Raw genomic sequence first — 26,172 nt, forward strand, 5'->3', positions numbered from 1 at the left:
CGTGTGACGGGGCCTCTCACGGCTTGCCTACTGCTTACCGCACAGCGAGACGACCTTCTGCTCCTCCTCCGAGAGGCTGGGGCCGGGGCTGGGAGTGGCGGTCGCGGTTGCGGACGGGGACGCGGACACCGAGGGGCTCGGTGTCGCCTTGGACGTGAGGGAGGAGGGAGTGGTTCCCGTGGTGCCTCCGGCCTCGCCCTCGCCCGTCTTGGAGGTCTTCTCGCCCGGGCTCTTGGCCTGCTGTGCCGTCTCCGCCTGCTTGCGGCACGCGGAGGCCTGCACGGCCAGTTCGTCGATCTTCTTCCGGGCGGTGGACAGGCTGCCCTCGGCGATCGTCGCCTCGACCAGCTTCTGCTGGTACTCGGGGAGGTACTTGAGTTCGATCTCGGGGTGGTCCTTCTCCACCTTCGAGAGCGAAACCCAGGCCAGGTCCTGGCTGATGCCCCGGTACAGCGCGACGTGCTCGCCCTTGGTGCCGACGTAGTACTGCGTCTGCGTCCAGCGCCAGCCGCCGTACAGGCCGCCGCCGATGACGGCGAGGGCGAGACCGCCGTAGAGGGATCTCTTCAGCCACCTGCGGCCCTTGCGCGGCTTGACGAAGTCGTCGTCGGTGTAGTCGCCGAAGCCGCCGGTGGGGATGAACCCGGTCACGTCGCCGGAGCCGGGCGGGCCGAACTCGCCGCCGCCCTGTCCGCCGCCGCGGCGGCCGAGGCCGGCGGCGCGGCCGGCGGGGGTCTGCATGATGCCGTTGTCGTGCAGCTGGTGCTGGTTCTCGGCGACGGCGCCGACCACGACCGGGGTGTCGGACAGCTGCCCGGCCAGGGTGTCACCGGTGTCCAGGTCGAGGACGTCGGCGACGATCACCGTGATGTTGTCGGGTCCGCCGCCGCGCAGCGCGAGCTGGATCAGCTCCTGCACGGTCTCCTGCGGGCCCTGGTAGCTGGCGAGGGTGTCCTCGAGGGTCTGGTGGGAGACGACGCCGGAGAGGCCGTCGGAGCAGATCAGGTAGCGGTCGCCGGCCCGGACCTCGCGGATCGACAGGTCGGGCTCGACGTGCTCACCGCTGCCGAGCGCCCGCATCAGCAGGGAGCGCTGGGGGTGGGTGGTGGCCTCTTCCTCGGTGATGCGGCCCTCGTCGACCAGCCGCTGGACCCAGGTGTGGTCCTGGGTGATCTGCGTCAGCACCCCGTCGCGCAGCAGATAGGCGCGCGAGTCGCCGACGTGCACCAGGCCGAGCCGCTGGCCCGTCCACAGCAGGGCGGTGAGCGTCGTCCCCATGCCTTCGAGCTGGGGGTCCTCCTCGACCAGGGCGCGCAACTGGTCGTTGGCGCGCTGCACGGCCGTTCCGAGCGAGGTGAGGACGTCGGAGCCGGGCACGTCGTCGTCGAGCGCGACGATGGTGGAGATCGCCTCGGAGGAGGCGACCTCACCGGCGGCGGCGCCGCCCATGCCGTCGGCGATGGCGAGCAGGCGCGGACCGGCGTAACCGGAGTCCTCGTTGCCCTCCCGGATCATCCCCTTGTGCGATCCGGCGGCGAAGCGCAGTGACAGACTCATGCCCACCTCGCCCGTCGGCCCCGGGTACAGCCGGTCGTGTCGAGCCACACTGCCCACCCTCCGGTCGGGAGCGCGCCGGGGCCCGGGGTGCCGGCCGCCGCTGCGTGCTCGCTCCGCTCGCGCTCACTCATGATGTAGCACTACTTCCGCAGCTCGATGACGGTCTTGCCGATACGGATCGGCGCGCCCAGCGGGATCGGTGTGGGAGTCGTCAGCCGCGTTCGGTCGAGGTACGTGCCGTTGGTGGAGCCCAGGTCCTCGACGATCCACTGGCCGTCGCGGTCCGGGTAGATCCTGGCATGGCGGCTGGAGGCGTAGTCGTCGTCCAGCACGATCGTGCTGTCGTGCGCGCGGCCCAGCGAGATCGTCTGGCCCTGGAGCGCGACGGTCGTGCCGGTGAGGGTGCCTTCGGTCACCACCAGCTTGGAGGGGGCGTTACGGCGCTGGCGGCCGCCGCCGGCCTGCTGGCGCTGCTGCGGGGGCGCGGCCTGCCGGGCGGCCTGCTGCGCCCGTCCGCTCTCCCGGCGCGAGCCGCGCTGGGTGACGCGCGTACCGAACAGGTCGCTGCGGATGACCTGCACGGCCACGATCACGAACAGCCACAGTACGGCCAGGAAACCCAGCCGCATGACCGTGAGGGTCAGCTCTGACATTGCCCCCGCTTCACCCTTCGGCTTGCCTATAGATAACGGTGGTGCTGCCCACGACGATCCGCGAGCCGTCGCGGAGCGTAGCGCGGGTGGTGTGCTGCCCGTCCACCACGATGCCGTTGGTGGAGCCGAGATCCTGGATCGTCGAGGGCGAACCGGTCCGGATCTCGCAGTGCCGGCGGGAGACGCCGGGGTCGTCGATCCGCACGTCGGCCTCGGTGCTGCGACCCAGCACGAGCGTGGCGCGGGAGATCTGGTGGCGGGTGCCGTTGATCTCGATCCAGTGGCGGGTGCGGGAACCGGGCTGCGGTGCGCCGACCGGCCCGCCGCCGCCGGCCGCGCCGGGGCGCCGGCCGCCTGCCGCGGGCGGGTAGCCGTAGCCGCCGGCACGGGCGCCGGGCGGCGGGGAGGACGGCATGGGCGGCGCGGTGGGCGCGGCGGCGGACGGGTAGCCGTAGCCGCCGGGGCGCTGACCGCCGGCCGCGGGCGCGCGCTCGGGGTCCTGGCTGCTGGAGGAGGCGAGCGTACGGCTGCGCACGCGGTACAGGCCGGTGTCGAGGTCGTCCGCCTTCTCCAGGTTGACCTTGATCGCTCCCATGAAGGTGTAGCGCTGCTGCTTGGCGTAGTCGCGCACCATGCCGGCGAGCTCGTCGCCGAGCTGGCCGGAGTAGGGGCTGAGGCGCTCGTAGTCCGGCGCGCTCAGTTCCACGATGAAGTCGTTGGGCACGACCGTGCGGTCGCGGTTCCAGATCGTCGCGTTGTTGTCGCACTCCCGCTGGAGCGCACCGGCGATCTCCACGGGCTGGACCTCGGACTTGAAGACCTTGGCGAAGGTGCCGTTGACCAGACCCTCGAGACGCTGCTCGAATTTCTTCAGGACTCCCATGGGGCACCTCCTCCGTCGTGACTTGCGTCCCGCGTCCTGCTGCTTACCTGGTACTGCTTACTGATCGTATCCACGCGCCGGTGAATCGGCTGGTTCCCCCTGTCGGCCCCGTCGACGGGTGTCGACACCCTCTCCCTACCTGCTTCTGCCCAGGATCCGTTCCCCTGCTCCGGGCAGGGGCCGTACCTGTGTCTGCCCAGGATCGTAGAGGCGGCCGAGGACCAGTGTCCCGCACCTGACTGTGGACCTGGCCCGGCTGCCGGGGAGACGGCCGTCATAGGTACGAGGTTGATACGTGAACCGGTCGCCGCCGGGACGTTCCGGATCGCCGCACGTCCCCGGCCCCTGCCCAGGGAGAAGGGATGTGAACGCACCCTCGCCAGCGTGCTAATGTTCTGCATGTCGGAAGGCGCCGGGCCGAAAAGCCCACAAGCCCGAGGACACACCCAATGCGCGGGTGGCGGAATAGGCAGACGCGCTGGATTCAGGTTCCAGTGCCCGCAAGGGCGTGGGGGTTCAACTCCCCCCTCGCGCACAGCGGAAGCCCCGCAGGTCTTAGACCTGCGGGGCTTCTTCGTGTGCGGGGTGAGGGGGACGGCGGCGGGCTGGGGTGCGGGTTCGGGTGGCGGGTGCGGCTGGGGGATGAGGAACCGGGTTCGCGTGCGTGAGCTATCTCACGGGCCGGATGGCGGGGTGTACGGGGGACGCCGGCGTGAGGCGTGGGGGAGTTGTCCACAGGTGGGGAGTTGTCCACAGGTCTGACGCGGTTCGGCCGTCGAGCTGTACGGTCGGCTCGAGTTGATGTTCGGCTCGTCTCGTCGAGCCGGGGTACGGATGACGCGTGACATGCGGGGGAGGCGGTCATGGTGGCCGAGGTGACCGAGAGCGGAGCCGAGCGGGCTGCGGGCGCGGGTGCGGGTGCGGTCGGGAAGAAGCGGCTGCCGCGGGTGCCCGGGTTCGCCGAGTGGCCTGCCGCGGGATCTCCCAAGGAGGAGGGCAAGGCGCTGCGCCACCGGGTGCCGCGCGCGGCCCACGCCGGACTCGACCTGGACGCCTCCCGCCCGGACGCGGTGACGGCGGTCGAGGAGTCCAACCGGGGCCGCATCCCCGACCTCACCCCGATAAGGGTGGGACGGATGGCGGCCACACCGTTCGCGTTCCTGCGCGGCTCGGCGGGCCTCATGGCGTACGACCTCGCCCGCACCCCCATGACCGGTATCCGGGCCAGGATCTGCGGCGACGCGCACGCGGCCAACTTCGGTCTGTACGGCGACGCCCGCGGCCGTCTGGTCATCGACCTGAACGACTTCGACGAGACCGTCGACGGCCCCTGGGAATGGGACCTCAAGCGGCTCGCGACCTCGCTGGTGCTCGCGGGCCGGGCGGCCGGCGCCGACGAGGACACCTGCCGCAGCGCGGCCCACGACGCGGCCGGCGCCTACCGCCGCACCATGCGCCTGCTGGCGAAGCTGCCCGCGCTGGACGCGTGGAACGCCATCGCCGACGAGGAGTTGGTCTCCCACACCGACGCCCACGACCTGCTCGGCACCCTCGAACGGGTCTCGGAGAAGGCGCGGGCCAACACCAGCGGGCGATTCGCGGCCAAGTCGACCGAGCCCACACCCGACGGGGGGCGCCGCTTCGTCGACGCCCCGCCGGTGCTGCGGCGCGTGTCCGACGGGGAGGCGGCGGCGGTCGCCGCGTCCCTGGAGCAGTACGTGACCACGCTCCCCGAGGACCGCCTGCCCCTCCTCGCCCGGTACGCGGTGCACGACGTCGCCTTCCGGATCGTCGGCACGGGCAGCGTGGGGACCCGGTCGTACGTCGTCCTGCTGCTGGACCACCGGGGAGAGCCGCTGGTGCTCCAGGTGAAGGAGGCCCGCCCGTCGGCGCTGGTGCCGCACCTGCGGACCGCCGGCCTCGACACCCCGGACGCGGGCCACGAGGGGCGGCGGGTGGTCCTCGGCCAGAAGCGGATGCAGGTCGTCAGCGACATCCTGCTCGGCTGGACCACCGTCGACGGCCGCCCCTTCCAGGTCCGCCAGTTCCGCAACCGCAAGGGCAGCGTCGATCCCGCAGCCCTCGCCGCCGACCAGATCGACGACTACGGCCGGATGACCGGCGCCCTCCTGGCCCGCGCCCACTCCCACAGCGCCGACCCCCGCCTCGTCGCCGGCTACTGCGGCAAGAACGACGAGCTGGACGAGGCGGTGGCGGCGTTCGCCGTCGCGTACGCCGACCGCACGGAGGCGGACCACGCGGACCTGGTGGCGGCGGTGCGGGCGGGGAGGGTCGCGGCGGAGACCGGTGTGTGAGGCGAGGGTCACGGTGCCCGCCCGCCCGTGGCCTACGCTGGTCGGGTGACGACCCCCGAAGCTGAGCAGGCGCGGCCCGAGGAGCGGCTCGAGCAGGCCGTGCGGGCCGCTGAGCAGGCGCTGATCGAGTTCGAGATCGCGGTGGAGACCTTCCGCGTCGAGGTCGAGAACTTCTCGCGGCTCCACCACCAGAAACTCGGTCCCATGTACACCCGGCTCGACGAGCTGGAGGCGCAGATAGCCGAGGCCCGTGCCGCCCGCAGCGGTGACCCGGAGGACGCGCGCAAGGCGGCCGAGGCGCGGGCGCGGGTGCTGCCGATGCCCGGGGTCGAGGAGCTGTTCCACGGCTGGATGGACGGTGACGGGCTGTTCCCGGAGGCCGCGGCGATGCTCACCGAGCAGCCCGTGCGGCCGCCGGAGCGGGTGCGGCCCAGTGACGAGGCCCGCAAGCTCTACCGCGAGCTGGCCCGCAAGGCCCACCCGGACCTGGCGCAGGAGGAGGCGGAGCGGTCGCGGCGCGAGGAGTTCATCACCCGCGTCAACGCCGCCTACGCCCGTGGCGACGAGGCCGCGCTGCGGACCCTGGCCGAGGAGTGGGCGGCCGGTCCGGCGCCCGCGGAACGCAAGCCGAGCCCCAGCGAGGAGCTGTACGCCCGCCTGGAGTGGCTCGCCGAGCGCAAGGAACTGCTCGCGATGGTCGCGCGCGAGCTGGAGGAGAGCGCGATCGGCGGGATGCTCCGGCTGGCACCGGACGATCCCGACCGTCTCCTCGACGAGATCGCCGACCAGTTGCTGGCGGAGGTCGCCAAGAAGGAGGCCGAGCTGGCGGAGCTGGTGGGGTAGTCGCCCGGGCGGGCCGTGGCCGTGGCCGTCTCGGGGCGGGCGGTGAGGGTGACCGCGTGGCGGTGGTGACGGCAGCGCGGGGCGAGGGCGGTGCGGGGCGAGGGCGGCGGTCCGGTCGGGGTGGGTGCCGTCCGGTAGCGTCGGGAGTATGAGTTTCGGAGCTGGTGTGCCCACGGTCGAGGTCGGGGACCTCAAGGACGACGACTTCCTGCTGGACGTCCGCGAGGACGACGAGTGGCAGGCGGGTCATGCCGAGGGGGCACTGCACATTCCCATCAGCGAGTTCGTCGCGCGGTACGGCGAGCTGACCGAGGCGGCGCCGCAGGACGGGCGGGTCCATGTGATCTGCCGCTCCGGTGGCCGTTCGGCCCAGGTCACGATGTACCTGGTGCAGCAGGGCATCGACGCGGTGAACGTCGAGGGCGGCATGCAGTACTGGGCGACGGTCGGCCGTCCGGTCGTGACCGACGAGGGACGGCCGGGTTTCGTCCTCTAGCACGCGGGTTCCGCGGTTTCTCCGGTGCTCTGCGGGTTCCTCCGGCACCTTCACCGGCACCTTCACCGGCACCTTCAGACGGGTCGTTCGAGCTGACGGTGTGTCATGAGTGGGGCCGGCGAGTGGCGTTCGGGGTGTCGTGAGGTCCGGGGTGTGCCGTGGATCCCTTTCGTCCCGAGTCCTGACGGGTCGGTCCGGGGGGAGGGCTGCGCGGAGCGGGTGGGTCTGAGTACCGTTCCGTGCGACGACTGTGCGACGGCCGTGCGAAGGCCGTCCGGCTGTGCGCGGTGGTGCGCGGTGCCCGGGGCGCGGTCGTGCCGGGGGTGCGGTCGAGCCCAGGGGCGCGGGCGGCCGGACCGGCCGCCGCGGCGCCGCACGGCCGACGCCGCACGGCCGACGCCGCACGGCCGACGCCGCACGGCCGACGCCGCACAGTCGAACGGACCGGAATCGGGGAACGGGGCGGAATGAACGCGTACGACGGAGGCTCTGACGCTCCGCGGGATGCGGAGGCGGAGGCGGATGCGGAGGAGGCGGTGAGGGCTCCGGAGACGGGCAGGTCCACGGACGGGCCACCGCCCGAACGCCGACCGGCCGCCACCGGTGCCGAGGGCGAGGACCGTCTGCCCGCCGCCGCGATACCCCGGGGCCGCCCCGGCGCCTCCGCCAAGGGCGCGGCAGCCCTCACACCCCTCGCCGAGCGCGACCACGCGTCCGGCCCCCACTCCGGCCCCGGCCCCGACTCCGGTCCCGGGCCTGGCACCGGTCCCGACTCCGGTCCCGGGCCTGACACCGGTCCCGACTCCGGTCCCGGGCCTGACACCGGTCCCGACTCCGATTCCCGTCCCGGCGACAGTTCCGCCCCCGCCCCTGCCCCCGAAGCCGGTCCGCGTACCGGCGTGGCCGCCCTCTCCCCCCGGTACCAGATCGCTGCCGCCCTGGCGCTCGCGGTCGTCGCGGTCACCGTCTGTGCGCACCTCGGCATGGTGTTCCTGCACGTCGCGCCGTCCAACACGGTCACCAAGGCGCACGGCGACGCGATCGACGACTGGATCTACCCGGAGTTCGAGCAGAACTGGAAGCTGTTCGCGCCGAACCCGCTCCAGCAGAACATCGCCGTACAGGTCCGCGCCGACATCCGCACCGCGGACGGTTCCTCGCGCACCACCGGCTGGTACGACCTCTCCGCGCAGGACGGCCGGGCCATCGACGGCAACCTGGTGCCCAGCCACACCCAGCAGAACGAGCTGCGCCGCGCCTGGGACTTCTACCTGGGCTCGCACGACGCCGACGACCGCGCGGTGGGTTCGCGCAGCGCCCTGTCCGAGGAGTACCTGCGCCGCATCGTCGTCGGTCGCCTGGAGCGGGGCGGCGCGGCCGGGGAGGGCGGCCTGATCGAGCGGGTCCAGGTTCGCTCCCGCACCACCAACGTGCCGACGCCCCCCTGGGTCTCCGACCAGGTCACCTCGCGGCCGGTGTACCGCGTGCTGCCCTGGTGGTCGGTTCCGGCCACCGAGGGAGGTGCGCGGTGAACCGGTTGTCCCTGTCGGTGTCCGCCGCGATGGCCCGGGTGACCGGGGCCGCGCTCGGGCCGTACCAGAGCGCCGTGGTCCGTATCGGCTTCAGCCTGACCTGGCTGCTGTTCCTGCTGCGTGAGTATCCGCACCGCGAGGAGCTCTACGGTCCCGACGGCCCCTGGAGCTGGGAGCTGGCCCGGCGGCTGATCGACGGCAACGGCGCCTTCTCGGCCCTGATGTGGTCGGACGGGCGGGTCTGGTTCGAGCTCGTCTACGCGTGCGCGGTGCTGGCGAGCGCGCTGCTGCTGCTGGGCTGGCGCACCCGCACGGTGTCGGTGCTGTTCATGGCGGGCGTGCTGTCGTTGCAGAACCGCAGTGTCTTCGTGGGCGACGGCGGCGACAACGTGATGCACCTGATGTCCCTCTACCTCGTGTTCACGCGCTGCGCCCAGGTGTGGTCGCTGGACGCGCGGCGGGCGCGGCGCGAGGCCGGGGCACGCGCGCGCGGAGAGCGGGTCACGGACCGGGTGGGGCCCGCCCTGTGGTCCGTGTTCGGGCTGGTGCTGGTCGTGGCGACCGGGACGGGACGCCTGGAGGGCGATCCGGTCGTGCCGGCGATCCTGTGGGCGGTGTGGGCCGCACAGGGCCTGTGGTGGGCCGTGGGACGCCTGACACGGTCCGCGGAACCCAGGATCCTGCTGGACGTCGTCGCCAACATCCTGCACAACGGCGCCCTGCTGGTGATCATGGCGGAGGCCTGTCTGATCTACGCGACGGCCGGCTGGTACAAGGTCCAGGGCTCCCGCTGGCAGGACGGCACCGCCGTCTACTACCCCCTGCACCTGGACTACTTCTCGCCCTGGCCCGCCCTGGGCGAGCTGCTCTCCTCCAGCGGCACCATGGTCATGCTGGTGACCTACGGGACGGTGGCCGTGCAGGTCGCCTTCCCCTTCACGCTGTTCAACCGGCGTGTGAAGAACGTCCTGCTGGTGGTCATGATGATCGAGCACGCGGCGATCGCCGTGCTCCTCGGGCTGCCGTTCTTCTCGCTCGCGATGATCGCGGCGGACGCGGTCTTCCTGCCGACGCCCTTCCTGCGCCGGCTCGGCGGATGGGCGGCCCGTGCGGGCGTGGCGATCCTGGCACGGGACCGGGCCGTCGCGGCGGAGCCGCCGCCGGGCCCGCGGACGCCTCAGGACGCCGAGCCCAGCCGCGTAGGCTTCACGGCATGACCGACCCCCTCGCCCTGTGGCGCCGGACGGCCGACGCCTGCGTGCTCCTCGACGGTTTCCACGCCGTGAAGCACGCCGTGCGCTTCGGGGCCGAGATCCCGGTGGCGGTCGCCGTCGACCGGCGGGCGGCGCTCGCCCTCGCCGACGAGCTCGCCCCCGACGTCCGGCGGACGCTGGACGCGCTGCTGACGGAGGTGCCGGAGGCGGCGTACGCCTCGCTGGTGCCGCGTCCGCATCCCACCGCCGTGGCCGCCCTGGCCGTACGGCCCTCCCGGGAGGCGCATCTGCGGGCGCTGGTCCGGTTGCCGCGCACCGCGCCGGTCGTGGTGCTCGACGAGCCGCGCAACCTGGGGAACGCGGGGGCCGTGATCCGGCTGGCGGCCGGTTTCGGGGCGACCGGCGTGGTCACCACCGGCACGCTCGACCCCTGGCATCCGACCGTGGTGCGCGGCGGTGCGGGGCTGCACTTCGCGACCGCCGTGGAGCGGCTGGCCGTCGACGAACTGCCGCCCGGCCCGGTGTTCGCGCTCGACCCGGAGGGCGAGGACCTCCGGGGCGTGAAGCTCCCGGACGACGCCGTCCTCGCCTTCGGTTCGGAGCGCAGCGGGCTGTCCGCCGCGCTCCGCGCGCGGGCCGACCAGCTGCTCGCCCTGCCGATGCGCCCCCAGGTCTCCAGCTACAACCTCGCCACCAGCGTGGCCATGACGCTGTACCACTGGAGCGCCGGGGGCGGGGGCACGGATCTCCGGGACCGCTTCCCCGGTCCGGACACGATCTAGGACAGGTCCAGGGCGCTTCTGACGGATCTCCGCGGCGCCCTAGGCCTCCCGGCGCACCTCCACCACCCGGAAGCGGTTCGCCACGAACGCGCCGTCGGTGAGGGCGGCGCTGGCCGCCGGGTTGCCGCCCGAGCCGTGGAAGTCGGAGAAGGCGGCCGTCTGGTTGACGTAGACCCCGCCGGTGAGGTTGAGGGACAGCTGGGCGGCCTCCTCCAGGCAGACCTCCTCGACGGCCCGTTCGACCTCCGTGTCGGTGGTGTACGCGCCGACCGTCATGGCGCCCTTGTCGCGGATGGTGCGCCGCAGCAGCTCGACGCCCTCCGCGGAGGAGTCGACGGCGACGGCGAAGGAGACCGGCCCGAAGCACTCGCTCATGTAGGCGGCCTCGTCGCCGGGCTTGGCGCCGTCCAGCTTCACGATCACGGGGGTGCGCACGGCCGCGTCGGGGAAGTCCGGGTGGGTCACCTCGCGGGAGGCGAGGGCCACCTCGCCGAGCCCGGCCGCCGCCTCCAGCCGGGCCTTGACGTCGGGGTTGACGATGGCGCCGAGCAGGGCGTTCGCGCGGGCGTCGTCGCCGAGGAGACCGTCGACCGAGCGGGCCAGGTCGGCGACGACCTCGTCGTAGCCGCGGGGGCCCTCGTCGGTGCGGATGCCGTCGCGGGGGATCAGCAGGTTCTGCGGGGTGGTGCACATCTGGCCGCTGTACAGGGACAGCGAGAAGGCCAGGTTGGAGAGCATGCCCCGGTAGTCGTCGGTGGAGTCCACCAGGATCGTGTTGACGCCGGCCTTCTCGGTGTAGACCTGCGCCTGGCGGGCGTTGTCCTCCAGCCAGTCGCCGAAGGCCGTCGAACCGGTGTAGTCGATGATCTTGATCTCGGGCCGGAGGGCCAGGGTCTTGGCGATGCCCTCGCCCGGCCGTTCGGCGGCGAGGGCGACCAGGTCGGCGGCGAAGCCGGCCTCGGCGAGCACCTCGCGGGCGATCCGCACGGTGAGCGCGAGCGGCAGCACCGCGCGCGGGTGGGGCTTGACCAGGACCGCGTTGCCGGTGGCGAGGGAGGCGAACAGGCCCGGATAGCCGTTCCACGTCGGGAAGGTGTTGCAGCCGATGAGCAGGGCGACACCGCGCGGGACGGGTGTGAACCGCTTGGTCAGCGCGAGCGGGTCGCGCTTGCCCTGCGGCTTGGTCCACTCGGCGGCGTCGGGGGTGCGGGTCTGTTCGGCGTACGCGTACGCCACCGCTTCCAGACCGCGGTCCTGGGCGTGGGGGCCGCCCGCCTGGAACGCCATCATGAAGGCCTGGCCGGAGGTGTGCATGACGGCGTGCGCGAACTCGTGCGTCCGGTCGCTGATGCGCTTGAGGGTCTCCAGGCAGGTCACCGCGCGGACCTCCGCCCCCGCGTCGCGCCAGGCGCGCTGACCGGCCCGCATGGCGGGCAGCAGCACGTCGACGTCCGCGTGCGGGTACGTCACGCCCAGTTCCACGCCGTACGGGGAGACCTCGCCGCCCACCCAGTCGTCGGTGCCGGGCTGGCCCAGGTCGAGGCGGGTGCCCAGCAGGGCGTCGAAGGCCGCCTTGCCGGCGGCCGCGTCGAGGCTGCCGTGCTCGCCGTAGGCCTTGGGGTGTTCGGGGTGCGGGGACCAGTACGCGCGGGTGCGGATCGCTTCCAGGGCCTGGTCGAGGGTGGGCCGGTGCCTGGCGATCAGATGGGGTGCGGTGGGTTCGGCGGCCATGCTGGACCAACTCCTCGTCGTGAGAGCTCCTCGTCGAGCTCATGACCTGGGCGGAAGAAGGGCAGGACATCGGGGGACGCGGTGCGGGGCGCCTCCGTCGTGGTGGAGGCGGGTGACGGTTCGGCCGGTCAGAGTTAGAGTAACCGAACGATCGGTCGGGACAAGGGGGCCTGCCGCATCTGTGGAAAACCCCGTGCGGGAGGATCGCGCACATGACAGCACTCGACCTCAGCAGCCCCGTGGCCGTCGTCGGCACCGGCACCATGGGCCAGGGCATAGCCCAGGTCGCGCTGGTCGCGGGCCACCCCGTACGGCTGTACGACGCCGTGGCCGGCCGCGCCCGGGAAGCGTCCGCCGCGATCGGCGCCCGCCTCGACCGGCTCGTCGAGAAGGACCGGCTCACCGCCGCCGAGCGGGACGCCGCCCGCGCCCGCCTCCTGCCCGTGGACGGCCTCGCCGGCCTCGCCGACTGCGCGCTGGTCGTCGAGGCCGTCCTGGAGCGGCTGGACGTCAAGCAGGAGCTGTTCCGGGCGCTCGAGGACGTCGTCGGCGAGGACTGCCTGCTCGCCACCAACACCTCCTCCCTGTCGGTGACGGCCGTCGGCGGCGCCCTGCGCAACCCGGGCCGCTTCGTGGGCCTGCACTTCTTCAACCCGGCGCCGCTGATGCCGCTGGTGGAGGTCGTCTCCGGCTTCGCCACCGACGTCACCTCGGCCACGCGCGCGTACGAGACCGCCCGCGCGTGGGGCAAGACCCCGGTCGCGTGCGCCGACACCCCCGGCTTCATCGTCAACCGCATCGCCCGGCCCTTCTACGCCGAGGCCTTCGCGGTCTACGAGTCCCAGGGCGCCGACCCCGCCACCATCGACGCCGTCCTGCGCGAGTCGGGCGGTTTCCGGATGGGCGCGTTCGAGCTGACCGACCTGATCGGGCAGGACGTCAACGAATCCGTCACGCACTCCGTGTGGCAGGCCTTCTTCCAGGACGTGCGCTTCACCCCCTCGCTCGCCCAGCGCCGGCTGGTCGAGTCCGGCCGCCTCGGCCGCAAGACCGGTCAGGGCTGGTTCGACCACCGCGGTGACGCCGGGGCCGGCGAGCGCCCCGAGCCGCACACCGCGGAGCGGCACCGGCCGCCCGCCCACGTCGTCGCCGAGGGCGACCTCGGTCCCGCCGGGGAGCTGCTCGCGATGATCCGCGAGGCGGGCATCCCGGTCCACGAGGAGGAAGAGGACCACGGCACCCGCCTGATGCTGCCCGGCGGCGGCCATCTCGCGCTCGCCGACGGCCAGACCTCCGTCGAGTTCCGCGACGTGGTCTACTTCGACCTCGCCCTGGACTACCGCAAGGCCACCCGGATCGCTCTGTCCGCCTCCCAGGACACCTCCCCGCAGGCCCTGTCCGAGGCCATCGGCCTGTTCCAGGCGCTCGGCAAGGACGTCAGCGTCATCGGCGACGTCCCCGGCATGATCGTCGCCCGGACGGTCGCGCGGATCGTCGACCTCGCGCACGACGCCGTCGCCAAGGGCGTGGCCACCGAGGAGGACGTCGACACCGCGATGCGCCTGGGCGTCAACTACCCCCTCGGCCCCTTCGAGTGGAGCCGCAGGCTGGGCAGGACCTGGGCGCACGACCTGCTGGAGGAGCTGCACCTGCGCGAACCCTCCGGCCGCTACGCGCCCTCGCTCGCGCTGTACCGCCACGGACACGCCGCCGACCGGCGGGAGGGGACCTCATGACCACCGCCAAGCGGGACACGTACACCCCGGAGACCCTGCTCTCGGTCGCCGTGCAGGTCTTCAACGAGCGCGGCTACGACGGCACCTCCATGGAGCACCTCTCCCGGGCGGCCGGCATCTCCAAGTCGTCGATCTACCACCACGTCTCCGGCAAGGAGGAGCTGCTGCGGCGCGCGGTGAGCCGGGCGCTGGACGGCCTCTTCGGGATCCTCGACGAGGAGCCCGCGCGCGTGGGGCGGGCCGCCGAGCGCCTGGAGTACGTCGTGCGGCGCATGGTGGAGGTCCTCATAGCCGAACTGCCCTACGTGACCCTGCTGCTGCGGGTGCGCGGCAACACCGACACCGAGCGGTGGGCCCTGGAGCGCCGCCGCGACTTCGACCACCGGGTCGCCGCGCTGCTGAAGGCGGCCGCCGCCGACGGGGACGTGCGCGGCGACGTCGAGGTGCGGCTGGCGACCCGGCTGGTCTTCGGCATGATCAACTCGATCGTCGAGTGGTACCGGCCGGACGGGCGGGGCATGGGCGAGCGGGACGTGGCCGACGCGGTGGCGCGGCTGGTCTTCTCGGGGCTGCGCCGGGAGGGCTGAGGACCAGGGCCTGTCGCTCGGATCAGGCCGCAGGGCTCCGAGGGGGCCCCGCGAGCCCCACGTCCGCGGCGTGCTCCACACGACGGGCCCCGGATCCCGGGTCACCCCTGCGGCTCCAGGTCCTCCTCCTCGAACACCAGCAGCGTGCGGGTGCTGAGCACCTGGGGAATGGCCTGGAGCCGGGTGAGCACCAGCTCGCGCAGCGCCCTGTTGTCGGGTGCGTGCACCAGCAGCAGCACGTCGAAGTCGCCGCCCACCAGCGCGATGTGGGAGGCGCCGGGGAGCTGTCTGAGCTGCTCGCGCACCGTGCGCCAGGAATTCTGGACGATCTTCAGCGTGATGTACGCGGACGTGCCGTGGCCCGCGCGCTCGTGGTCGACGCGGGCGCCGAAGCCACGGATGACGCCGTCGTCGAGCAGCCGGTTGATACGCGCGTAGGCGTTGGCGCGCGAGACGTGGACCCGTTCGGCGATCGACCGTATCGAGGCGCGGCCGTCCGCCTGGAGCATCCGGAGGATGTCCTGATCGATGGCGTCCAGCGGGCGGGGCGGGGCCTGCGGCGAGCCGCCGTCCGGGCTGCCGGCCATTTGTTCAGGTGTCATGTCCCCCCGCCTCTCCGCCGTGGACGACCTGCGTCCATCTCAGGCTGTGGAGAACCGTTTGTCCACAGCCTCGGGGGGCCAGTAGCCAAAATGTGCCCACGACCGAACAATCGGTAGGTGAGGCGGGTCACAGCCGACCCGCCTCCCGTAGCCACCCCCACGAGGAGGTGCCGTCATGACGGTCATGGAGCAGCGGGGCGCGTATCGGCCGACCCCGCCGCCCGCCTGGCAGCCCCGCACCGACCCCGCGCCGCTGCTGCCCGACGCGGAGCCCCACCGCGTGCTCGGCACCGAAGCGGCCGCACAGGCCGACCCGGAGCTGCTGCGCAGGCTCTACGCCCAGCTGGTGCGCGGCCGCCGGTACAACGCGCAGGCCACCGCCCTCACCAAGCAGGGCCGCCTCGCCGTCTACCCCTCCAGCACCGGCCAGGAGGCCTGCGAGATCGCCGCCGCGCTCGTCCTGCGGGAGCGGGACTGGCTCTTCCCCAGCTACCGCGACACCCTCGCGGCCGTCGCACGCGGCGTGGACCCCGTCGAGGCCCTGACCCTGCTGCGCGGCGACTGGCACACCGGCTACGACCCCCTCGAGCACCGGGTGGCCCCCTTGTGCACCCCGCTCGCCACCCAGCTCCCGCACGCCGTGGGCCTCGCCCACGCCGCCCGCCTGAAGGGCGACGACGTGGTCGCGCTCGCCATGGTCGGCGACGGCGGCACCAGCGAGGGCGACTTCCACGAGGCGCTGAACTTCGCCGCCGTCTGGCAGGCACCGGTCGTCTTCCTCGTCCAGAACAACGGCTTCGCGATCTCCGTCCCGCTCGCCAAGCAGACCGCCGCCCCCTCCCTGGCCCACAAGGCCGTCGGGTACGGCATGCCGGGCCGGCTCGTCGACGGCAACGACGCGGTCGCCGTGCACCAGGTGCTGTCCGACGCCGTACGGCACGCGCGCGCGGGCGGCGGACCGACGCTGGTGGAGGCGGTCACCTACCGCATCGACGCCCACACCAACGCCGACGACGCGACCCGCTACCGCGGCGACGCCGAGGTCGAGACCTGGCGCGAGCACGACCCGATCCTGCTGCTGGAACACGAGCTGGCCGCCCGCGGGCTGCTCGACGAGCGGGAGAAGCAGGCCGCGCGGGACGCCGCCGAAGCCCTGGCCGCAGACCTGCGCGCCCGCATGCACCGGGATGCGACGCTCGACCCCATGGACCTGTTCGCCCACGTGTACGCCGAACCCACCCCCCAGCTGCGCGAGCAGCGGGCCCTGCTGCGGGCCGAGCTCGACGCGGAGCGGGAAGGGGGGCGCTGATGACCACCGTCGCCGCCGGGACCGCCACCATGGCGCAGGCCCTCACGCGCGCGCTGCGCGACGCGATGGCCGCCGACCCGTCCGTGCACGTCCTGGGCGAGGACGTCGGCACCCTCGGCGGCGTCTTCCGGGTCACCGACGGACTCGCCGAGGAGTTCGGCGAGGACCGCTGCACGGACACGCCGCTCGCCGAGGCGGGCATCCTCGGCACGGCCGTCGGCATGGCCATGTACGGGCTGCGGCCGGTCGTGGAGATGCAGTTCGACGCCTTCGCCTACCCGGCGTTCGAGCAGCTCGTCAGCCATGTCGCCCGCATGCGCAACCGCACCCGCGGCCGCATGCCCGTGCCGATCACCGTCCGCGTCCCCTACGGCGGCGGCATCGGCGGCGTCGAGCACCACAGCGACTCCTCCGAGGCGTACTACATGGCGACTCCGGGGCTCCATGTCGTCACGCCCGCCACGGTCGCCGACGCCTACGGCCTGCTGCGCGCCGCCATCGCCTCCGACGACCCGGTCGTCTTCCTCGAACCCAAGCGCCTGTACTGGTCCAAGGACTCCTGGAACCCGGACGGACCACCGGCCGTTGAACCCGTGGGCCGCGCGGTGGTGCGGCGCTCGGGCCGGAGCGCCACACTCATCACGTACGGGCCGTCGGTGCCGGTCTGCCTCGAAGCCGCCGAGGCCGCCCGCGCCGAGGGCCATGACCTCGAAGTCGTCGATCTGCGCTCCCTGGTGCCGTTCGACGACGAGACGGTCTGCGCCTCGGTACGGCGGACCGGCCGCGCGGTCGTCGTCCATGAATCGGGCTCCTTCGGAGGCCCGGGCGGGGAGATCGCGGCCCGTGTCACGGAGCGCTGCTTCCACCACCTGGAGGCGCCGGTGCTGCGCGTGGCCGGGTTCGACATCCCCTACCCGCCGCCGATGCTGGAGCGCCACCACCTGCCAGGCGTCGACCGCATCCTGGACGCCGTGGCGCGTCTGCAGTGGGAGGCCGAGAGCTGATGGCACAGGTGCTGGAGTTCAAGCTGCCGGACCTCGGGGAGGGGCTCACCGGGGCGGAGATCGTGCGCTGGATGGTGCAGGTCGGTGACGTCGTCGCCGTCGACCAGCCGGTCGTCGAGGTCGAGACGGCGAAGGCGATGGTCGAGGTGCCGTGCCCCTACGGCGGCGTGGTCACCGCCCGGTTCGGCGAGGAGGGCACGGAACTGCCCGTCGGCGCCCCGCTGCTGACCGTCGCGGTCGGCGGGCCGTCCGCCGAAGGACCGACGGACGACTCGGACACCCGGGGCGGCGGCGTCCAGGGTGCGGGCACCCGAGGACCGGACGCACCGGCCCCGGACGTCCAGGGCTCGGGCAACGTCCTGGTGGGGTACGGCACGTCGGAGGCGCCCGCGCGACGGCGCCGGATACGGCCGACGCAGCCGACGCGGGCGGGCCGGCCGACGCCGGAGGGCGGGTCGGCCCGGACGTCTCCGTCAGCTCCGCCGCCGCCCTCCGCGGGTCCGGAGCCCACCGTCGCGTCCTTCTCCGCGCCCGCGGCGGCCCACGGGCGGGCCGGAGGCTCCGGCGACTCCACGGCGGACGGTCCCGTCCCGGTGATCTCCCCGCTGGTGCGCCGTCTCGCCCGGGAGAACGGCCTGGACCTGGCCCAGTTGAAGGGGTCCGGCCCGGACGGTCTGATCCTGCGGGCGGACGTGGAGGACGCGCTGCGGGTGGCCGCCGCCCGGAGCCGGACCGCACAGCCGCCGGCCGGACAGCAGGTGCCGGCGGCGCTCTCGGCTCCCGCCGCCCTCCAGGTCCCCGCGCCACCGGCCCCCGCCTCCCGGCACGCTCCCGTACCACCGGCGTTCCCCGCCTCTCCGGCGCTCGCGGGAGAGCACCGCATCCCGCTCAGGGGTGTGCTCGGGGCCGCCGCCGACAGGCTCTCCCGCAGCCGCCGCGAGATCCCCGACGCGACCTGCTGGGTGGACGCCGACGCCACGGAACTGATGCGCGCCCGTACGGCGATGAACGCCGTCGGCGGCCCGAAGATCTCCCTCCTGGCGCTGCTGGCCCGCATCTGCACCGCTGCCCTGGCCCGGTTCCCGGAACTCAACTCCACCGTCGACGCGGAGGCGCGGGAGATCGTCCGGTTCGACCACGTCCACCTCGGGTTCGCCGCCCAGACCGAGCGGGGGCTGGTCGTCCCCGTCGTCCGCGACGCGCACGCCCGGGACGCCGAGGGGCTCAGCGCCGAGTTCGCCCGCCTCACGGACGCGGCCCGGTCCGGGACCCTCACCCCGGGCGACCTGACCGGCGGGACCTTCACGCTGAACAACTACGGCGTGTTCGGCGTCGACGGCTCCACGCCGATCGTCAACCACCCCGAGGCGGCCATGCTCGGCGTCGGCCGCATCGTCCCCAAGCCGTGGGTGCACGAGGGGGAGCTGGCGGTGCGCCAGGTCGTCCAGCTCTCGCTCACCTTCGACCACCGCGTGTGCGACGGGGGTACGGCGGGCGGATTCCTGCGTCACGTGGCGGACTGCGTGGAACAGCCGGCGGTGCTGCTGCGCACACTGTGATGTCGCGGGCCTCCACGCGTTCCCCGTGATCGGCGGGCCGCGCATACTCGGGGGGTGACCTCGAACGCGTCTCCCGCTCATGACGCCGTCGTGCTCGCCGGTGGCGGAGCCCGCCGCCTCGGCGGTGCCGACAAGCCCGGCGTCCGTGTGGGCGGGCGCGCGCTGCTCGACCGGGTGCTGTCCGCCTGCGCCGACGCGCGGACCACCGTCGTCGTCGCCGCCCCCCGGCCCACCGTGCGGCCCGTGCGGTGGGCGCGCGAGGACCCGCCGGGCGCGGGCCCGGTCGCGGCCCTCGGCGCCGGACTGCGCCACACCACCGCCGACCGCGTCCTCGTCCTCTCCGCCGACCTGCCGTTCCTCGTGCCGGACACCGTCCGCGGCCTGCTGGCCGCCCTGGACGACCACCGTGCCGAGGGCGCGCTGCTCACCGACGCCGACGGCCGCGACCAGCCGCTCGTCGCCGCCTACCGCACGTCCGCCCTGCGCCGCGAACTGGCGGCGCTCGGCGAGCGGCACGACGGCCTCACCGGCCTTCCGCTGCGCCGGCTCACCGCCGGGCTCGACCTCACCCGCGTCCCCGACCCCGTCGCGTCCTTCGACTGCGACACCTGGGACGACATCGCCACCGCCAGAGCACGTATCAGGGAGCATGGCCACGTGTTGGATGAATGGATCTCCGCAGTCAAGGACGAACTGGGCATCGACCTCGACGTCGACACCGGCGTCCTCCTCGACCTCGCCCGTGACGCCGCCCACGGCGTGGCCCGGCCCGCCGCTCCGCTGACCACCTTCCTGGTCGGCTACGCGGCCGCGCGGGCCCAGGGCGGCCCCGAAGCCGTCGCCGAGGCCGCCCGCAAGGCCGCCGACCTGGCCGTGCGCTGGGCCGACGAACCCGGCGGCGGCCGGTCCGACGTGGCTCCCGACGCCACGCCCGACACCCGCCCGGACGCCGGATGACCGCCTTCGGCGTCCGGGACGGCCAGGACGCCGAGGACCTCGACGTCGAGGAGGCGCTCGCCCTCGTGAACCACGGCAACAGCTCCCCCGGCCCGGCCGGAGACGGCGCCGTCCGTCCGGACGAGGACGGCGGCCCCGCGTCGGCGGCCGCGCACGGTGCGGACCGAGGCGGACGGCACGGCGACGACCACGCGGGCCGGTCCGGCGCGGGGCACGGCGGGGCATCCGGCCCCCGTGATGGCCAGGGACACCCGGCCGGTCACCGGGCCACCGCCACCCCGTGGGCCGAGGCCCGCACGATCGCCGGTCGGGCCGCCCGCTCCACCGCCGCCCGCCGCACCCCCGTCTCCGTGTCCCTCGTCGACGCGCTCGGCCTGGTCCTGGCCGCCCCCCTGACCGCCCTCACCGACCTGCCCTCCTTCGACACCTCCGCGATGGACGGCTGGGCGGTCGCCGGGCCTGGACCCTGGGCCGTACGGGACGAGGGTGTCCTGGCCGGACACGCACAGCCCGCGCCCCTCGCCGACGGTGAGGCCGCTCGTATCGCCACCGGAGCCCGGATCCCGCCCGACACCACGGCCGTGCTCCGCAGCGAGCACGGCCGTACCGACGAGAAGGGCCGGCTCCACCCCACCCGTGAGAACCGGCACGGCCAGGACATTCGCCCCCGCGGCCAGGAATGCCGGAGCGGGGACCAGTTGCTGCCGGCCGGAACGGTGGTGACCCCGGCCGTCCTGGGGCTCGCCGCGGCCGCCGGCTACGACACGCTGGCGGCCGTCCCCCGCCCCCGCGTGGAGGTGCTCGTCCTCGGCGACGAACTGCTCACCGAGGGCCGCCCGCACGACGGCCTCATCAGGGACGCGCTCGGTCCGATGCTTCCCCCGTGGCTGCGTGCGCTGGGCGCCGAGGTGGCGGCGTTGCACCGACTGGGCGACGACGCGGAGGCCCTGTACCGGGCCCTGACGACGTCGGCGGCGGACCTGATCATCACCACCGGCGGCACGGCCTCCGGTCCCGTCGACCACGTCCACCCCACCCTGCGCCGTATCGGCGCCGAGCTCCTGGTCGACGGGGTCCAGGTGCGTCCCGGCCATCCGATGCTGCTGGCCCGACTCCAGGACGGCCGGCACCTCGTGGGCCTGCCCGGCAACCCCCTCGCGGCCGTCTCCGGCCTGGTCACCCTCGCCGAGCCGCTGCTGCGTACGCTCGCCGCCCGTCCGGCCCCCGAGCCGTACACGCTGCCGCTGAAGGAGGCGGTGCACGGTCACCCGCACGACACCCGGCTCGTCCCGGCCGTTCTACGAGGCGACCACGCCGTGCCGCTGCACTACAACGGCCCGGCGATGCTGCGGGGCATCGCTGCGGCCGATGTCCTGGCCGTCGTACCACCGGGTGGGGTGCGCGCCGGTCAGGAGACGGAACTGCTGGACCTGCCGTGGGCTGCGGCCGGGATCGACGCCTGTTTCACGTGAAACACCCGAATGACCCACTCGGCCTGTTTCACGTGAAACACCTCGACAGATCACCACCTGCCCGTTTCACGTGAAACATTCGCCCCTTCAGGCGTCGCCCGCCCGGGTCACACCTGCTCGGTGACCGGGGCCCGGCTCACCGTGATCACCCGGTCCCCCGCCTTCAGCTCGGTGAGCTTCGGGTCGGCGAAGTCCAGGAGATCCTTGCCCCGCAGGACCGCCACGATCAGGTCCGCACAGGCGCGCGGCGACCGGCCCACCTCCTGCTGGGTGACGGGACGTTCGATGAGGTCCAGTCCGCTGCCCAGGGTCATCAGGTCCTCCAGGGTCCTCGCCACGATCGGGCTGACCATGGAGACGCCGAGCAGTCGGCCGGCGGAGCTGGAGCTGGTGACCACCGTGTCCGCGCCGCTCTGCTTGAGCAGCGGGACGTTCTCGTCCTCCCGGGCGGCGACGACGATCGTGGCACGCCGGTTCAGCTGGCGGGCGGTGAGGGTGACCAGGGCGGCGGTGTCGTCGCGCTGCGGGGCGACGATCACCCGGGCGGCGCTGGGAACCTCGGCCTTGAGGAGCGTCTCGGAGCGGGTGGCGTCCCCGGTCACCGTGACCAGCCCGTCGTCCCCGGCCGACACCGCGGCCTTGAGCTGCGCGTCCACGACGACGATCTGTTCCTTGGGGATGCCCTGCCCGACGAGCGTCTCCACCGCGTGGCGGCCCTTGGTGCCGTAGCCGACGACCACGACGTGATGGTGGGTGCGGGTGCGCCAGCGGTGGACGCGGACCTGCTGACGGGTGCGCTCGGTGAGCACTTCGAGGGTGGTGCCGACCAGGATGATCAGGAAGAGCACGCGCAGCGGCGTGATGACGAGGATGTTGACGAGCCGGGCCGTGTCACTGACGGGCGTGATGTCGCCGTATCCGGTGGTGGAGAGGGTGACGGTGGCGTAGTAGGCCGAGTCGAGGAGGTCGACGGAGCCGTCGGAGTTGTCGTTGTAGCCCTCGTGGTCGGCGTAGACGATCAACGTGGTGACGGCCAGCACGAACAGGGCCAGCGCGAGGCGCCGGAGCACCTGCTGGAGCGGTGGCAGGGCGCTCTGCACCGGCATCGTGATGGAGCGGCCGGCCTCGGCGTCGTCACGGGCCTCGGCGCGCGAGCGGTACCAGAGCGACCTGAGGAGGGAGAGCCGCCGCGGCCCGGCAGGCTGTCGTTCGTGGTCTCGCATCGCGTGCCCCCTGTCATGGTGATCCGTACGGTGGGCACCATGGTTCCCGGCGGGTTGTTCCCGTCAGCACGCAACACCCCGTCCGTACCGAGGTTTCGCCCAGTATCCCGGAGGTCTCCCTTGCGCGACCACACCGTCGTCGTCGGCTTCGGCACGAAGGGGCGGGCCGCGATCCGCACCGCCTGTGCCTCGGGACTGCGGAAGGAGCAGGTCGTCGTGATCGATCCCGGCACCAAGATGATCGCCGCGGCGACGGCCGAGGGCTACGAGGGCGTGGTCGGCGACGCGACGCGCAGCGACGTGCTGCGCCGGGCGGAGGTGCAGCGGGCCGGAAAGATCATCATCGCGACGGAGCGTGACGACACGTCCGTCCTCGTGGCCCTGACCGCCCGCCAGCTCAATCCCCGGGCGAAGATCGTGGCCGCGGTGCGGGAGGAGGAGAACGCGCCGCTGCTCCAGCAGTCGGGCGCCGACGAGGTCATCACCAGCGCGGGAGCGGCCGGACGCCTCCTCGGGCTGTCCGTGCTCAGCCCGGCGGCCGGCCGGGTCATGGAGGACCTCATGCACCAGGGAAGCGGCCTGGACCTCGTGGAACGGCCCGTCACCAAGGCCGAGTCGGGACGCAGCCCGCGCGAGACGGACGACCTGGTGGTGAGCGTCGTCCGCGGTCACCGGGTGCTCGCCTACGACGATCCGGCGATCGGCGTCCTGGAGCTGACGGACCGCCTGGTCACCATCGTGCGGGTGCCGCCGGAGCCGCGGACGGTGCCGCGCCTCTAGGGCCTGTTGCGAAAGTCCCGCCTGCCCGACGACGCCATGCACGCTCCCCCAGCCTCCGGCCGGGGGGACCCCCACTCGCCGCACCGGCCCCTGACCCAAGTACATCCAGTACGAGGGCCAGGGGCCGGCACTCCCCCAGCCTTCGGCCGGGGGGACCCCCAGAGCACGCACCTGACGCCGCCAGGCCCGCCCTCCGGGCGGACGACGGGACTTTCGCAACAGGCCCTAGCGCCGGCACCCGGCTCCCCGTGGCTCCGAAGGAATCCCCCTACGTGCGGTTGTACAGCGCAGCGTGACCGGTCCGAAGACCAGCACGAACAGCGCGGCCCACCTCAGCGACGGTGCCGGTGAGGTCCTCGTCCACCGACGCGTACTGGCCGGTGAGGCTGACCAGGCCGCGTACCTCGTCGGCCTCGCGGATCACGTCGTGGCCGAAGGGGGGAGTGTCCTTCCGCGCAGTCGGATCATGCAGGGGAGCCCTTCACCGTCGCGCGGCCTCGACGGTCGTGCATCGGGGCGTCCCCGGGACCGGTCCCCTGACCGCTGCGGGGCCGCGGTCGCCCGATGGCCGCTACGGCGGCCGCCGCGGACGCAGGAGTAGCGTCCCTCCCATGCATGCGATCACGATTTCCGAACCTGGTGGTCCCGAGGCGCTGGTGTGGGAGGAGGTCCCCGATCCCGTACCCGGCGAGGGCGAGGTCCTGGTCGAGGTGGTGGCCGGCGCCGTCAACCGCGCCGACATCATGCAACGGCAGGGCTTCTACGACCCGCCGCCGGGCGCGTCGCCCTACCCCGGCCTGGAGTGCTCGGGGCGCATCGCCGAGCTAGGCCCCGGAGTCAGCGGCTGGGCCGTCGGCGACGAGGTGTGCGCGCTGCTCGCGGGCGGCGGATACGCGGAGAAGGTCGTCGTCCCGGCCGGGCAGCTGCTGCCGGTGCCCGAAGGGATCGGCCTCCGGCAGGCCGCCGCGCTCCCCGAGGTGACGTGCACGGTCTGGTCGAACGTCTTCATGGTCGCCCACCTGCGCCCCGGTGAGACGCTGCTGGTGCACGGCGGCTCCAGCGGGATCGGCACCATGGCCGTCCAGCTGGCCAAGTCCGTCGGCGCCAGGGTCGCCGTCACCGCGGGCAGCGAGGAGAAACTGCGGCGCTGTGCCGAGCTGGGCGCGGACATCCTGGTCAACTACCGGGAGCAGGACTTCGTGGCCGAGATCAAGCAGGCCACGGACGGTGCCGGGGCCGACGTCATCCTCGACAACATGGGCGCGAAGTACCTGGAGCGCAATGTCCAGAGCCTGGCCGTCAACGGCCGCCTCGCGATCATCGGCATGCAGGGCGGGGTGAAGGGTGAGCTGAACATCGGCGCGCTCCTCGCCAAGCGCGCCGCGATCAGCGCGACCTCGCTGCGGGCCCGCCCGCTCGGGGAGAAGGCGACGATCGTCGCGGCGGTGCGCGAGCACGTCTGGCCCCTGCTGGCCGCCGGTCACGTCCGCCCGGTCGTCGACCGCGAGGTCCCGATGCGGGACGCGGCCACCGCCCACCGCATCGTCGAGGAGAGCGGTCACGTCGGCAAGGTCCTGCTGGTCGCACCCTGACGGCACCGCACAGCCCCCCGGGGCGTCGTCCTAGCCGCGACGCAGCCGCAGTCCGAGGAAGGCGAGGCCGAGACCGAGGCCGATGAGGATCAGGCCGCTGCCGAGGGGCAGAACCCGCAGGGCGTGCCCGGCGGGCTGCTCCTGCCGGGTGACCGCCCGCGGCGACGCGCTGGGCACGAGCCCGGCCGCGGGCGGCTCCTCCTCGGCCGGATCTTCCTCGGCCGGGTCCTCCCCCGCGTCCTGCTCCTCGTCCGCCTCCACGTCGTCGTCCTCGTACACGTCCCCGTCCTCGGCCCCGTCCCGGCCCTCGTCCGCCGTCCGCCCCGGACGGATACGTCCCTCACCGGCCCGGCTCCCGGCCCGGTCGGGCCCGACCGGGGACGCGGACGCGGACAAGGACGCGGACGTGTAGGCAGACGTGTACGAGGACGAAGACGGGGACGTGGATGAGGACGGGGACGGGGACGAGCTCGTGGACGACGACGGCACGGCGGCGTACGACGCGACGCCGCCGTACGGCAGCCCGGCCGCCAGCGCCAGGCTCACCGCCGGCCCGTACAACCCCCACCGCCATGGAGTCACGTCAGTGACCCCCTCCCGGTGTCAGCCGATAGAGAACAAGTAGCGACAAGCCTGGCATTCGGCCTTGTTCACCGCATCGCGGACTGCTCCGAACGGAAACGGTGGATCATCTTTCCCGGGGGGCACCACGGTGATGAGGTGTAGGGGTGCGAGAGAATGGCGGCATGGAGATGCCGAGGAACGAAAGGTCGCCGGAGAACGCCCAGCGGATCCTGGTCGTGGGCCAGGACGGCATGGCACTCGGTGGCGGTGACGCGGACGAGGACTCCCGTGAGACCCCGGTGACGGAACAGGTCGAGCAGCCGGCGAAGGTCATGCGGATCGGCAGCATGATCAAGCAGTTGCTGGAGGAGGTGCGGGCGGCTCCCCTGGACGAGGCGAGCCGGGCTCGGCTCAAGGAGATCCACTCCAGTTCGGTGAAGGAACTGGAGGACGGTCTGGCGCCCGAGCTCGTCGAGGAGTTGGAGCGGCTCTCCCTGCCGTTCAACGACGACGCGACTCCGAGCGACGCGGAACTGCGGATCGCCCAGGCCCAGTTGGTCGGCTGGCTGGAGGGCCTGTTCCACGGCATCCAGACCACCTTGTTCGCCCAGCAGATGGCCGCGCGCGCCCAGCTGGAGCAGATGCGCCGCGCGCTGCCTCCGGGTATGGGCGGTCAGGAGGGCATCGACGACCCCCGCACGGGCGGCCGCTCGGGCGGACCGTACCTGTAGACCCCGTACGGCCAGACCCCTACGACCACACCCCCCGTACGACCAGACCC

At 73.3% G+C, this 26,172-nt stretch carries 24 protein-coding genes, 1 tRNA gene and 1 pseudogene; 18 read left to right on the plus strand and 8 right to left on the minus strand.

Annotation, left to right across the window (positions count from 1 at the left end; genetic code table 11):
• Positions 1 to 27: 27 nt before the first annotated feature.
• From ACZ3KJ_RS06685 to ACZ3KJ_RS06695, 3 genes are all read right to left on the minus strand, one after another.
• Positions 28 to 1,557: a Stp1/IreP family PP2C-type Ser/Thr phosphatase gene (locus ACZ3KJ_RS06685; protein ID WP_467525138.1), complete on the minus strand. Its 1,530-nt coding sequence runs from the start codon at positions 1,555 to 1,557 to the stop codon at positions 28 to 30.
• A 140-nt stretch (positions 1,558 to 1,697) separates the two neighbouring features.
• Positions 1,698 to 2,210, minus strand: coding sequence for an FHA domain-containing protein FhaB/FipA (locus ACZ3KJ_RS06690; protein ID WP_467525139.1), 513 nt, complete (start codon positions 2,208 to 2,210; stop codon positions 1,698 to 1,700).
• 10 nt (positions 2,211 to 2,220) lie between these two features.
• Positions 2,221 to 3,093 carry an FhaA domain-containing protein gene (locus ACZ3KJ_RS06695; RefSeq protein WP_467525141.1) on the minus strand — a complete coding sequence of 291 codons (873 nt, stop codon included), beginning with the start codon at positions 3,091 to 3,093 and terminating at the stop codon, positions 2,221 to 2,223.
• Positions 3,094 to 3,544: 451 nt separating this feature from the next.
• Between ACZ3KJ_RS06695 and ACZ3KJ_RS06700 the strand changes: the two genes are divergently transcribed.
• From ACZ3KJ_RS06700 to ACZ3KJ_RS06730, 7 genes are all read left to right on the plus strand, one after another.
• Positions 3,545 to 3,628, plus strand: a tRNA-Leu gene (locus tag ACZ3KJ_RS06700).
• Between the two features lie 328 nt (positions 3,629 to 3,956).
• Complete coding sequence (locus tag ACZ3KJ_RS06705; RefSeq protein WP_467525143.1) at positions 3,957 to 5,408, plus strand: DUF2252 domain-containing protein; 1,452 nt, start codon at positions 3,957 to 3,959, stop codon at positions 5,406 to 5,408.
• Between the two features lie 45 nt (positions 5,409 to 5,453).
• A complete protein-coding gene (locus ACZ3KJ_RS06710) occupies positions 5,454 to 6,251 on the plus strand; it encodes a hypothetical protein (protein WP_467525144.1) in 798 nt (265 codons plus the stop codon).
• A gap of 166 nt (positions 6,252 to 6,417) precedes the next feature.
• On the plus strand, positions 6,418 to 6,747 hold the full coding sequence (locus ACZ3KJ_RS06715) for a rhodanese-like domain-containing protein (RefSeq protein WP_389519396.1): 330 nt from the start codon (positions 6,418 to 6,420) through the stop codon (positions 6,745 to 6,747).
• Positions 6,748 to 7,646: 899 nt separating this feature from the next.
• Positions 7,647 to 8,279, plus strand: a complete 633-nt coding sequence (locus tag ACZ3KJ_RS06720; RefSeq protein ID WP_467525146.1) for a DUF5819 family protein — start codon at positions 7,647 to 7,649, stop codon at positions 8,277 to 8,279.
• Positions 8,276 to 9,496 (plus strand): HTTM domain-containing protein, encoded by a 1,221-nt coding sequence (locus ACZ3KJ_RS06725; RefSeq protein WP_467525148.1) that lies wholly within the window; start codon positions 8,276 to 8,278, stop codon positions 9,494 to 9,496. The genes ACZ3KJ_RS06720 and ACZ3KJ_RS06725 overlap by 4 nt, the downstream gene beginning before the upstream one ends.
• On the plus strand, positions 9,493 to 10,275 hold the full coding sequence (locus tag ACZ3KJ_RS06730) for a TrmH family RNA methyltransferase (protein ID WP_467525150.1): 783 nt from the start codon (positions 9,493 to 9,495) through the stop codon (positions 10,273 to 10,275). Before ACZ3KJ_RS06725 ends, ACZ3KJ_RS06730 begins: the two co-directional genes overlap by 4 nt.
• A 39-nt stretch (positions 10,276 to 10,314) precedes the next feature.
• On the opposite strand, the gene paaN is transcribed toward ACZ3KJ_RS06730, so the two are convergent.
• Complete coding sequence (gene paaN / locus ACZ3KJ_RS06735; protein WP_467525151.1) at positions 10,315 to 12,006, minus strand: phenylacetic acid degradation protein PaaN; 1,692 nt, start codon at positions 12,004 to 12,006, stop codon at positions 10,315 to 10,317.
• 212 nt (positions 12,007 to 12,218) lie between these two features.
• Here paaN and ACZ3KJ_RS06740 point away from each other — a divergent pair, with 212 nt between their 5' ends.
• The gene (locus ACZ3KJ_RS06740) at positions 12,219 to 13,742 is read left to right on the plus strand and encodes a 3-hydroxyacyl-CoA dehydrogenase (RefSeq protein WP_467525153.1); all 1,524 of its coding nucleotides are present in this window, start codon (positions 12,219 to 12,221) and stop codon (positions 13,740 to 13,742) included.
• Complete coding sequence (locus tag ACZ3KJ_RS06745) at positions 13,739 to 14,329, plus strand: TetR/AcrR family transcriptional regulator (protein WP_467525154.1); 591 nt, start codon at positions 13,739 to 13,741, stop codon at positions 14,327 to 14,329. Before ACZ3KJ_RS06740 ends, ACZ3KJ_RS06745 begins: the two co-directional genes overlap by 4 nt.
• Before the next feature lie 101 nt (positions 14,330 to 14,430).
• On the opposite strand, the gene ACZ3KJ_RS06750 is transcribed toward ACZ3KJ_RS06745, so the two are convergent.
• Positions 14,431 to 14,916 carry an Lrp/AsnC family transcriptional regulator gene (locus ACZ3KJ_RS06750; RefSeq protein WP_467525757.1) on the minus strand — a complete coding sequence of 162 codons (486 nt, stop codon included), beginning with the start codon at positions 14,914 to 14,916 and terminating at the stop codon, positions 14,431 to 14,433.
• Between the two features lie 190 nt (positions 14,917 to 15,106).
• On the opposite strand from ACZ3KJ_RS06750, the gene pdhA reads away from it, so the two are divergent.
• Genes pdhA through ACZ3KJ_RS06775 form a run of 5 tightly spaced genes read left to right on the plus strand, consistent with a single transcriptional unit; the run spans position 15,107 to position 21,232 of the window.
• Complete coding sequence (gene pdhA / locus ACZ3KJ_RS06755; RefSeq protein ID WP_467525156.1) at positions 15,107 to 16,240, plus strand: pyruvate dehydrogenase (acetyl-transferring) E1 component subunit alpha; 1,134 nt, start codon at positions 15,107 to 15,109, stop codon at positions 16,238 to 16,240.
• Positions 16,240 to 17,244, plus strand: a complete 1,005-nt coding sequence (locus ACZ3KJ_RS06760; RefSeq protein WP_467525157.1) for an alpha-ketoacid dehydrogenase subunit beta — start codon at positions 16,240 to 16,242, stop codon at positions 17,242 to 17,244. Before pdhA ends, ACZ3KJ_RS06760 begins: the two co-directional genes overlap by 1 nt.
• Positions 17,244 to 18,803 carry a dihydrolipoamide acetyltransferase family protein gene (locus tag ACZ3KJ_RS06765; protein WP_467525158.1) on the plus strand — a complete coding sequence of 520 codons (1,560 nt, stop codon included), beginning with the start codon at positions 17,244 to 17,246 and terminating at the stop codon, positions 18,801 to 18,803. The genes ACZ3KJ_RS06760 and ACZ3KJ_RS06765 overlap by 1 nt, the downstream gene beginning before the upstream one ends.
• Positions 18,804 to 18,857: 54 nt before the next feature.
• Positions 18,858 to 19,760, plus strand: coding sequence for an NTP transferase domain-containing protein (locus tag ACZ3KJ_RS06770; protein WP_467525159.1), 903 nt, complete (start codon positions 18,858 to 18,860; stop codon positions 19,758 to 19,760).
• Positions 19,757 to 21,232, plus strand: a complete 1,476-nt coding sequence (locus tag ACZ3KJ_RS06775) for a molybdopterin molybdotransferase MoeA (RefSeq protein ID WP_467525161.1) — start codon at positions 19,757 to 19,759, stop codon at positions 21,230 to 21,232. The genes ACZ3KJ_RS06770 and ACZ3KJ_RS06775 overlap by 4 nt, the downstream gene beginning before the upstream one ends.
• A 107-nt stretch (positions 21,233 to 21,339) precedes the next feature.
• On the opposite strand, the gene ACZ3KJ_RS06780 is transcribed toward ACZ3KJ_RS06775, so the two are convergent.
• On the minus strand, positions 21,340 to 22,455 hold the full coding sequence (locus tag ACZ3KJ_RS06780; RefSeq protein ID WP_467525163.1) for a potassium channel family protein: 1,116 nt from the start codon (positions 22,453 to 22,455) through the stop codon (positions 21,340 to 21,342).
• Positions 22,456 to 22,566: 111 nt separating this feature from the next.
• Here ACZ3KJ_RS06780 and ACZ3KJ_RS06785 point away from each other — a divergent pair.
• Positions 22,567 to 23,235 (plus strand): annotated as a pseudogene (locus ACZ3KJ_RS06785) (potassium channel family protein); the annotation flags it as partial.
• A 268-nt stretch (positions 23,236 to 23,503) separates the two neighbouring features.
• Here ACZ3KJ_RS06785 and ACZ3KJ_RS06790 read toward each other — a convergent pair.
• Positions 23,504 to 23,659, minus strand: coding sequence for a hypothetical protein (locus ACZ3KJ_RS06790; RefSeq protein ID WP_467525164.1), 156 nt, complete (start codon positions 23,657 to 23,659; stop codon positions 23,504 to 23,506).
• 187 nt (positions 23,660 to 23,846) lie between these two features.
• Between ACZ3KJ_RS06790 and ACZ3KJ_RS06795 the strand changes: the two genes are divergently transcribed.
• Positions 23,847 to 24,827 carry an NAD(P)H-quinone oxidoreductase gene (locus tag ACZ3KJ_RS06795; protein ID WP_467525166.1) on the plus strand — a complete coding sequence of 327 codons (981 nt, stop codon included), beginning with the start codon at positions 23,847 to 23,849 and terminating at the stop codon, positions 24,825 to 24,827.
• Between the two features lie 30 nt (positions 24,828 to 24,857).
• On the opposite strand, the gene ACZ3KJ_RS06800 is transcribed toward ACZ3KJ_RS06795, so the two are convergent.
• Positions 24,858 to 25,106, minus strand: a complete 249-nt coding sequence (locus ACZ3KJ_RS06800) for a hypothetical protein (RefSeq protein WP_467525168.1) — start codon at positions 25,104 to 25,106, stop codon at positions 24,858 to 24,860.
• Positions 25,107 to 25,245: 139 nt separating this feature from the next.
• On the opposite strand from ACZ3KJ_RS06800, the gene ACZ3KJ_RS06805 reads away from it, so the two are divergent.
• On the plus strand, positions 25,246 to 25,452 hold the full coding sequence (locus ACZ3KJ_RS06805) for a hypothetical protein (protein WP_467525169.1): 207 nt from the start codon (positions 25,246 to 25,248) through the stop codon (positions 25,450 to 25,452).
• A gap of 121 nt (positions 25,453 to 25,573) precedes the next feature.
• A complete protein-coding gene (locus ACZ3KJ_RS06810) occupies positions 25,574 to 26,122 on the plus strand; it encodes a bacterial proteasome activator family protein (RefSeq protein WP_467525170.1) in 549 nt (182 codons plus the stop codon).
• Positions 26,123 to 26,172: the final 50 nt, after the last annotated feature.

Source organism: Streptomyces sp. NPDC003248 (assembly GCF_055563235.1).

Bases quoted from the DNA above. Each gene is read 5' to 3' on its own strand.
- ACZ3KJ_RS06685 (WP_467525138.1), bottom strand. From the start codon at position 1,557: ATGAGTCTGTCACTGCGCTTCGCCGCCGGATCGCACAAGGGGATGATC.
- ACZ3KJ_RS06690 (WP_467525139.1), bottom strand. From the start codon at position 2,210: ATGTCAGAGCTGACCCTCACGGTCATGCGGCTGGGTTTCCTGGCCGTA.
- ACZ3KJ_RS06695 (WP_467525141.1), bottom strand. From the start codon at position 3,093: ATGGGAGTCCTGAAGAAATTCGAGCAGCGTCTCGAGGGTCTGGTCAAC.
- ACZ3KJ_RS06705 (WP_467525143.1), top strand. From the start codon at position 3,957: ATGGTGGCCGAGGTGACCGAGAGCGGAGCCGAGCGGGCTGCGGGCGCG.
- ACZ3KJ_RS06730 (WP_467525150.1), top strand. From the start codon at position 9,493: ATGACCGACCCCCTCGCCCTGTGGCGCCGGACGGCCGACGCCTGCGTG.
- paaN (WP_467525151.1), bottom strand. From the start codon at position 12,006: ATGGCCGCCGAACCCACCGCACCCCATCTGATCGCCAGGCACCGGCCC.
- ACZ3KJ_RS06740 (WP_467525153.1), top strand. From the start codon at position 12,219: ATGACAGCACTCGACCTCAGCAGCCCCGTGGCCGTCGTCGGCACCGGC.
- ACZ3KJ_RS06745 (WP_467525154.1), top strand. From the start codon at position 13,739: ATGACCACCGCCAAGCGGGACACGTACACCCCGGAGACCCTGCTCTCG.
- ACZ3KJ_RS06750 (WP_467525757.1), bottom strand. From the start codon at position 14,916: ATGGCCGGCAGCCCGGACGGCGGCTCGCCGCAGGCCCCGCCCCGCCCG.
- pdhA (WP_467525156.1), top strand. From the start codon at position 15,107: ATGACGGTCATGGAGCAGCGGGGCGCGTATCGGCCGACCCCGCCGCCC.
- ACZ3KJ_RS06760 (WP_467525157.1), top strand. From the start codon at position 16,240: ATGACCACCGTCGCCGCCGGGACCGCCACCATGGCGCAGGCCCTCACG.
- ACZ3KJ_RS06765 (WP_467525158.1), top strand. From the start codon at position 17,244: ATGGCACAGGTGCTGGAGTTCAAGCTGCCGGACCTCGGGGAGGGGCTC.
- ACZ3KJ_RS06775 (WP_467525161.1), top strand. From the start codon at position 19,757: ATGACCGCCTTCGGCGTCCGGGACGGCCAGGACGCCGAGGACCTCGAC.
- ACZ3KJ_RS06780 (WP_467525163.1), bottom strand. From the start codon at position 22,455: ATGCGAGACCACGAACGACAGCCTGCCGGGCCGCGGCGGCTCTCCCTC.
- ACZ3KJ_RS06795 (WP_467525166.1), top strand. From the start codon at position 23,847: ATGCATGCGATCACGATTTCCGAACCTGGTGGTCCCGAGGCGCTGGTG.
- ACZ3KJ_RS06810 (WP_467525170.1), top strand. From the start codon at position 25,574: ATGGAGATGCCGAGGAACGAAAGGTCGCCGGAGAACGCCCAGCGGATC.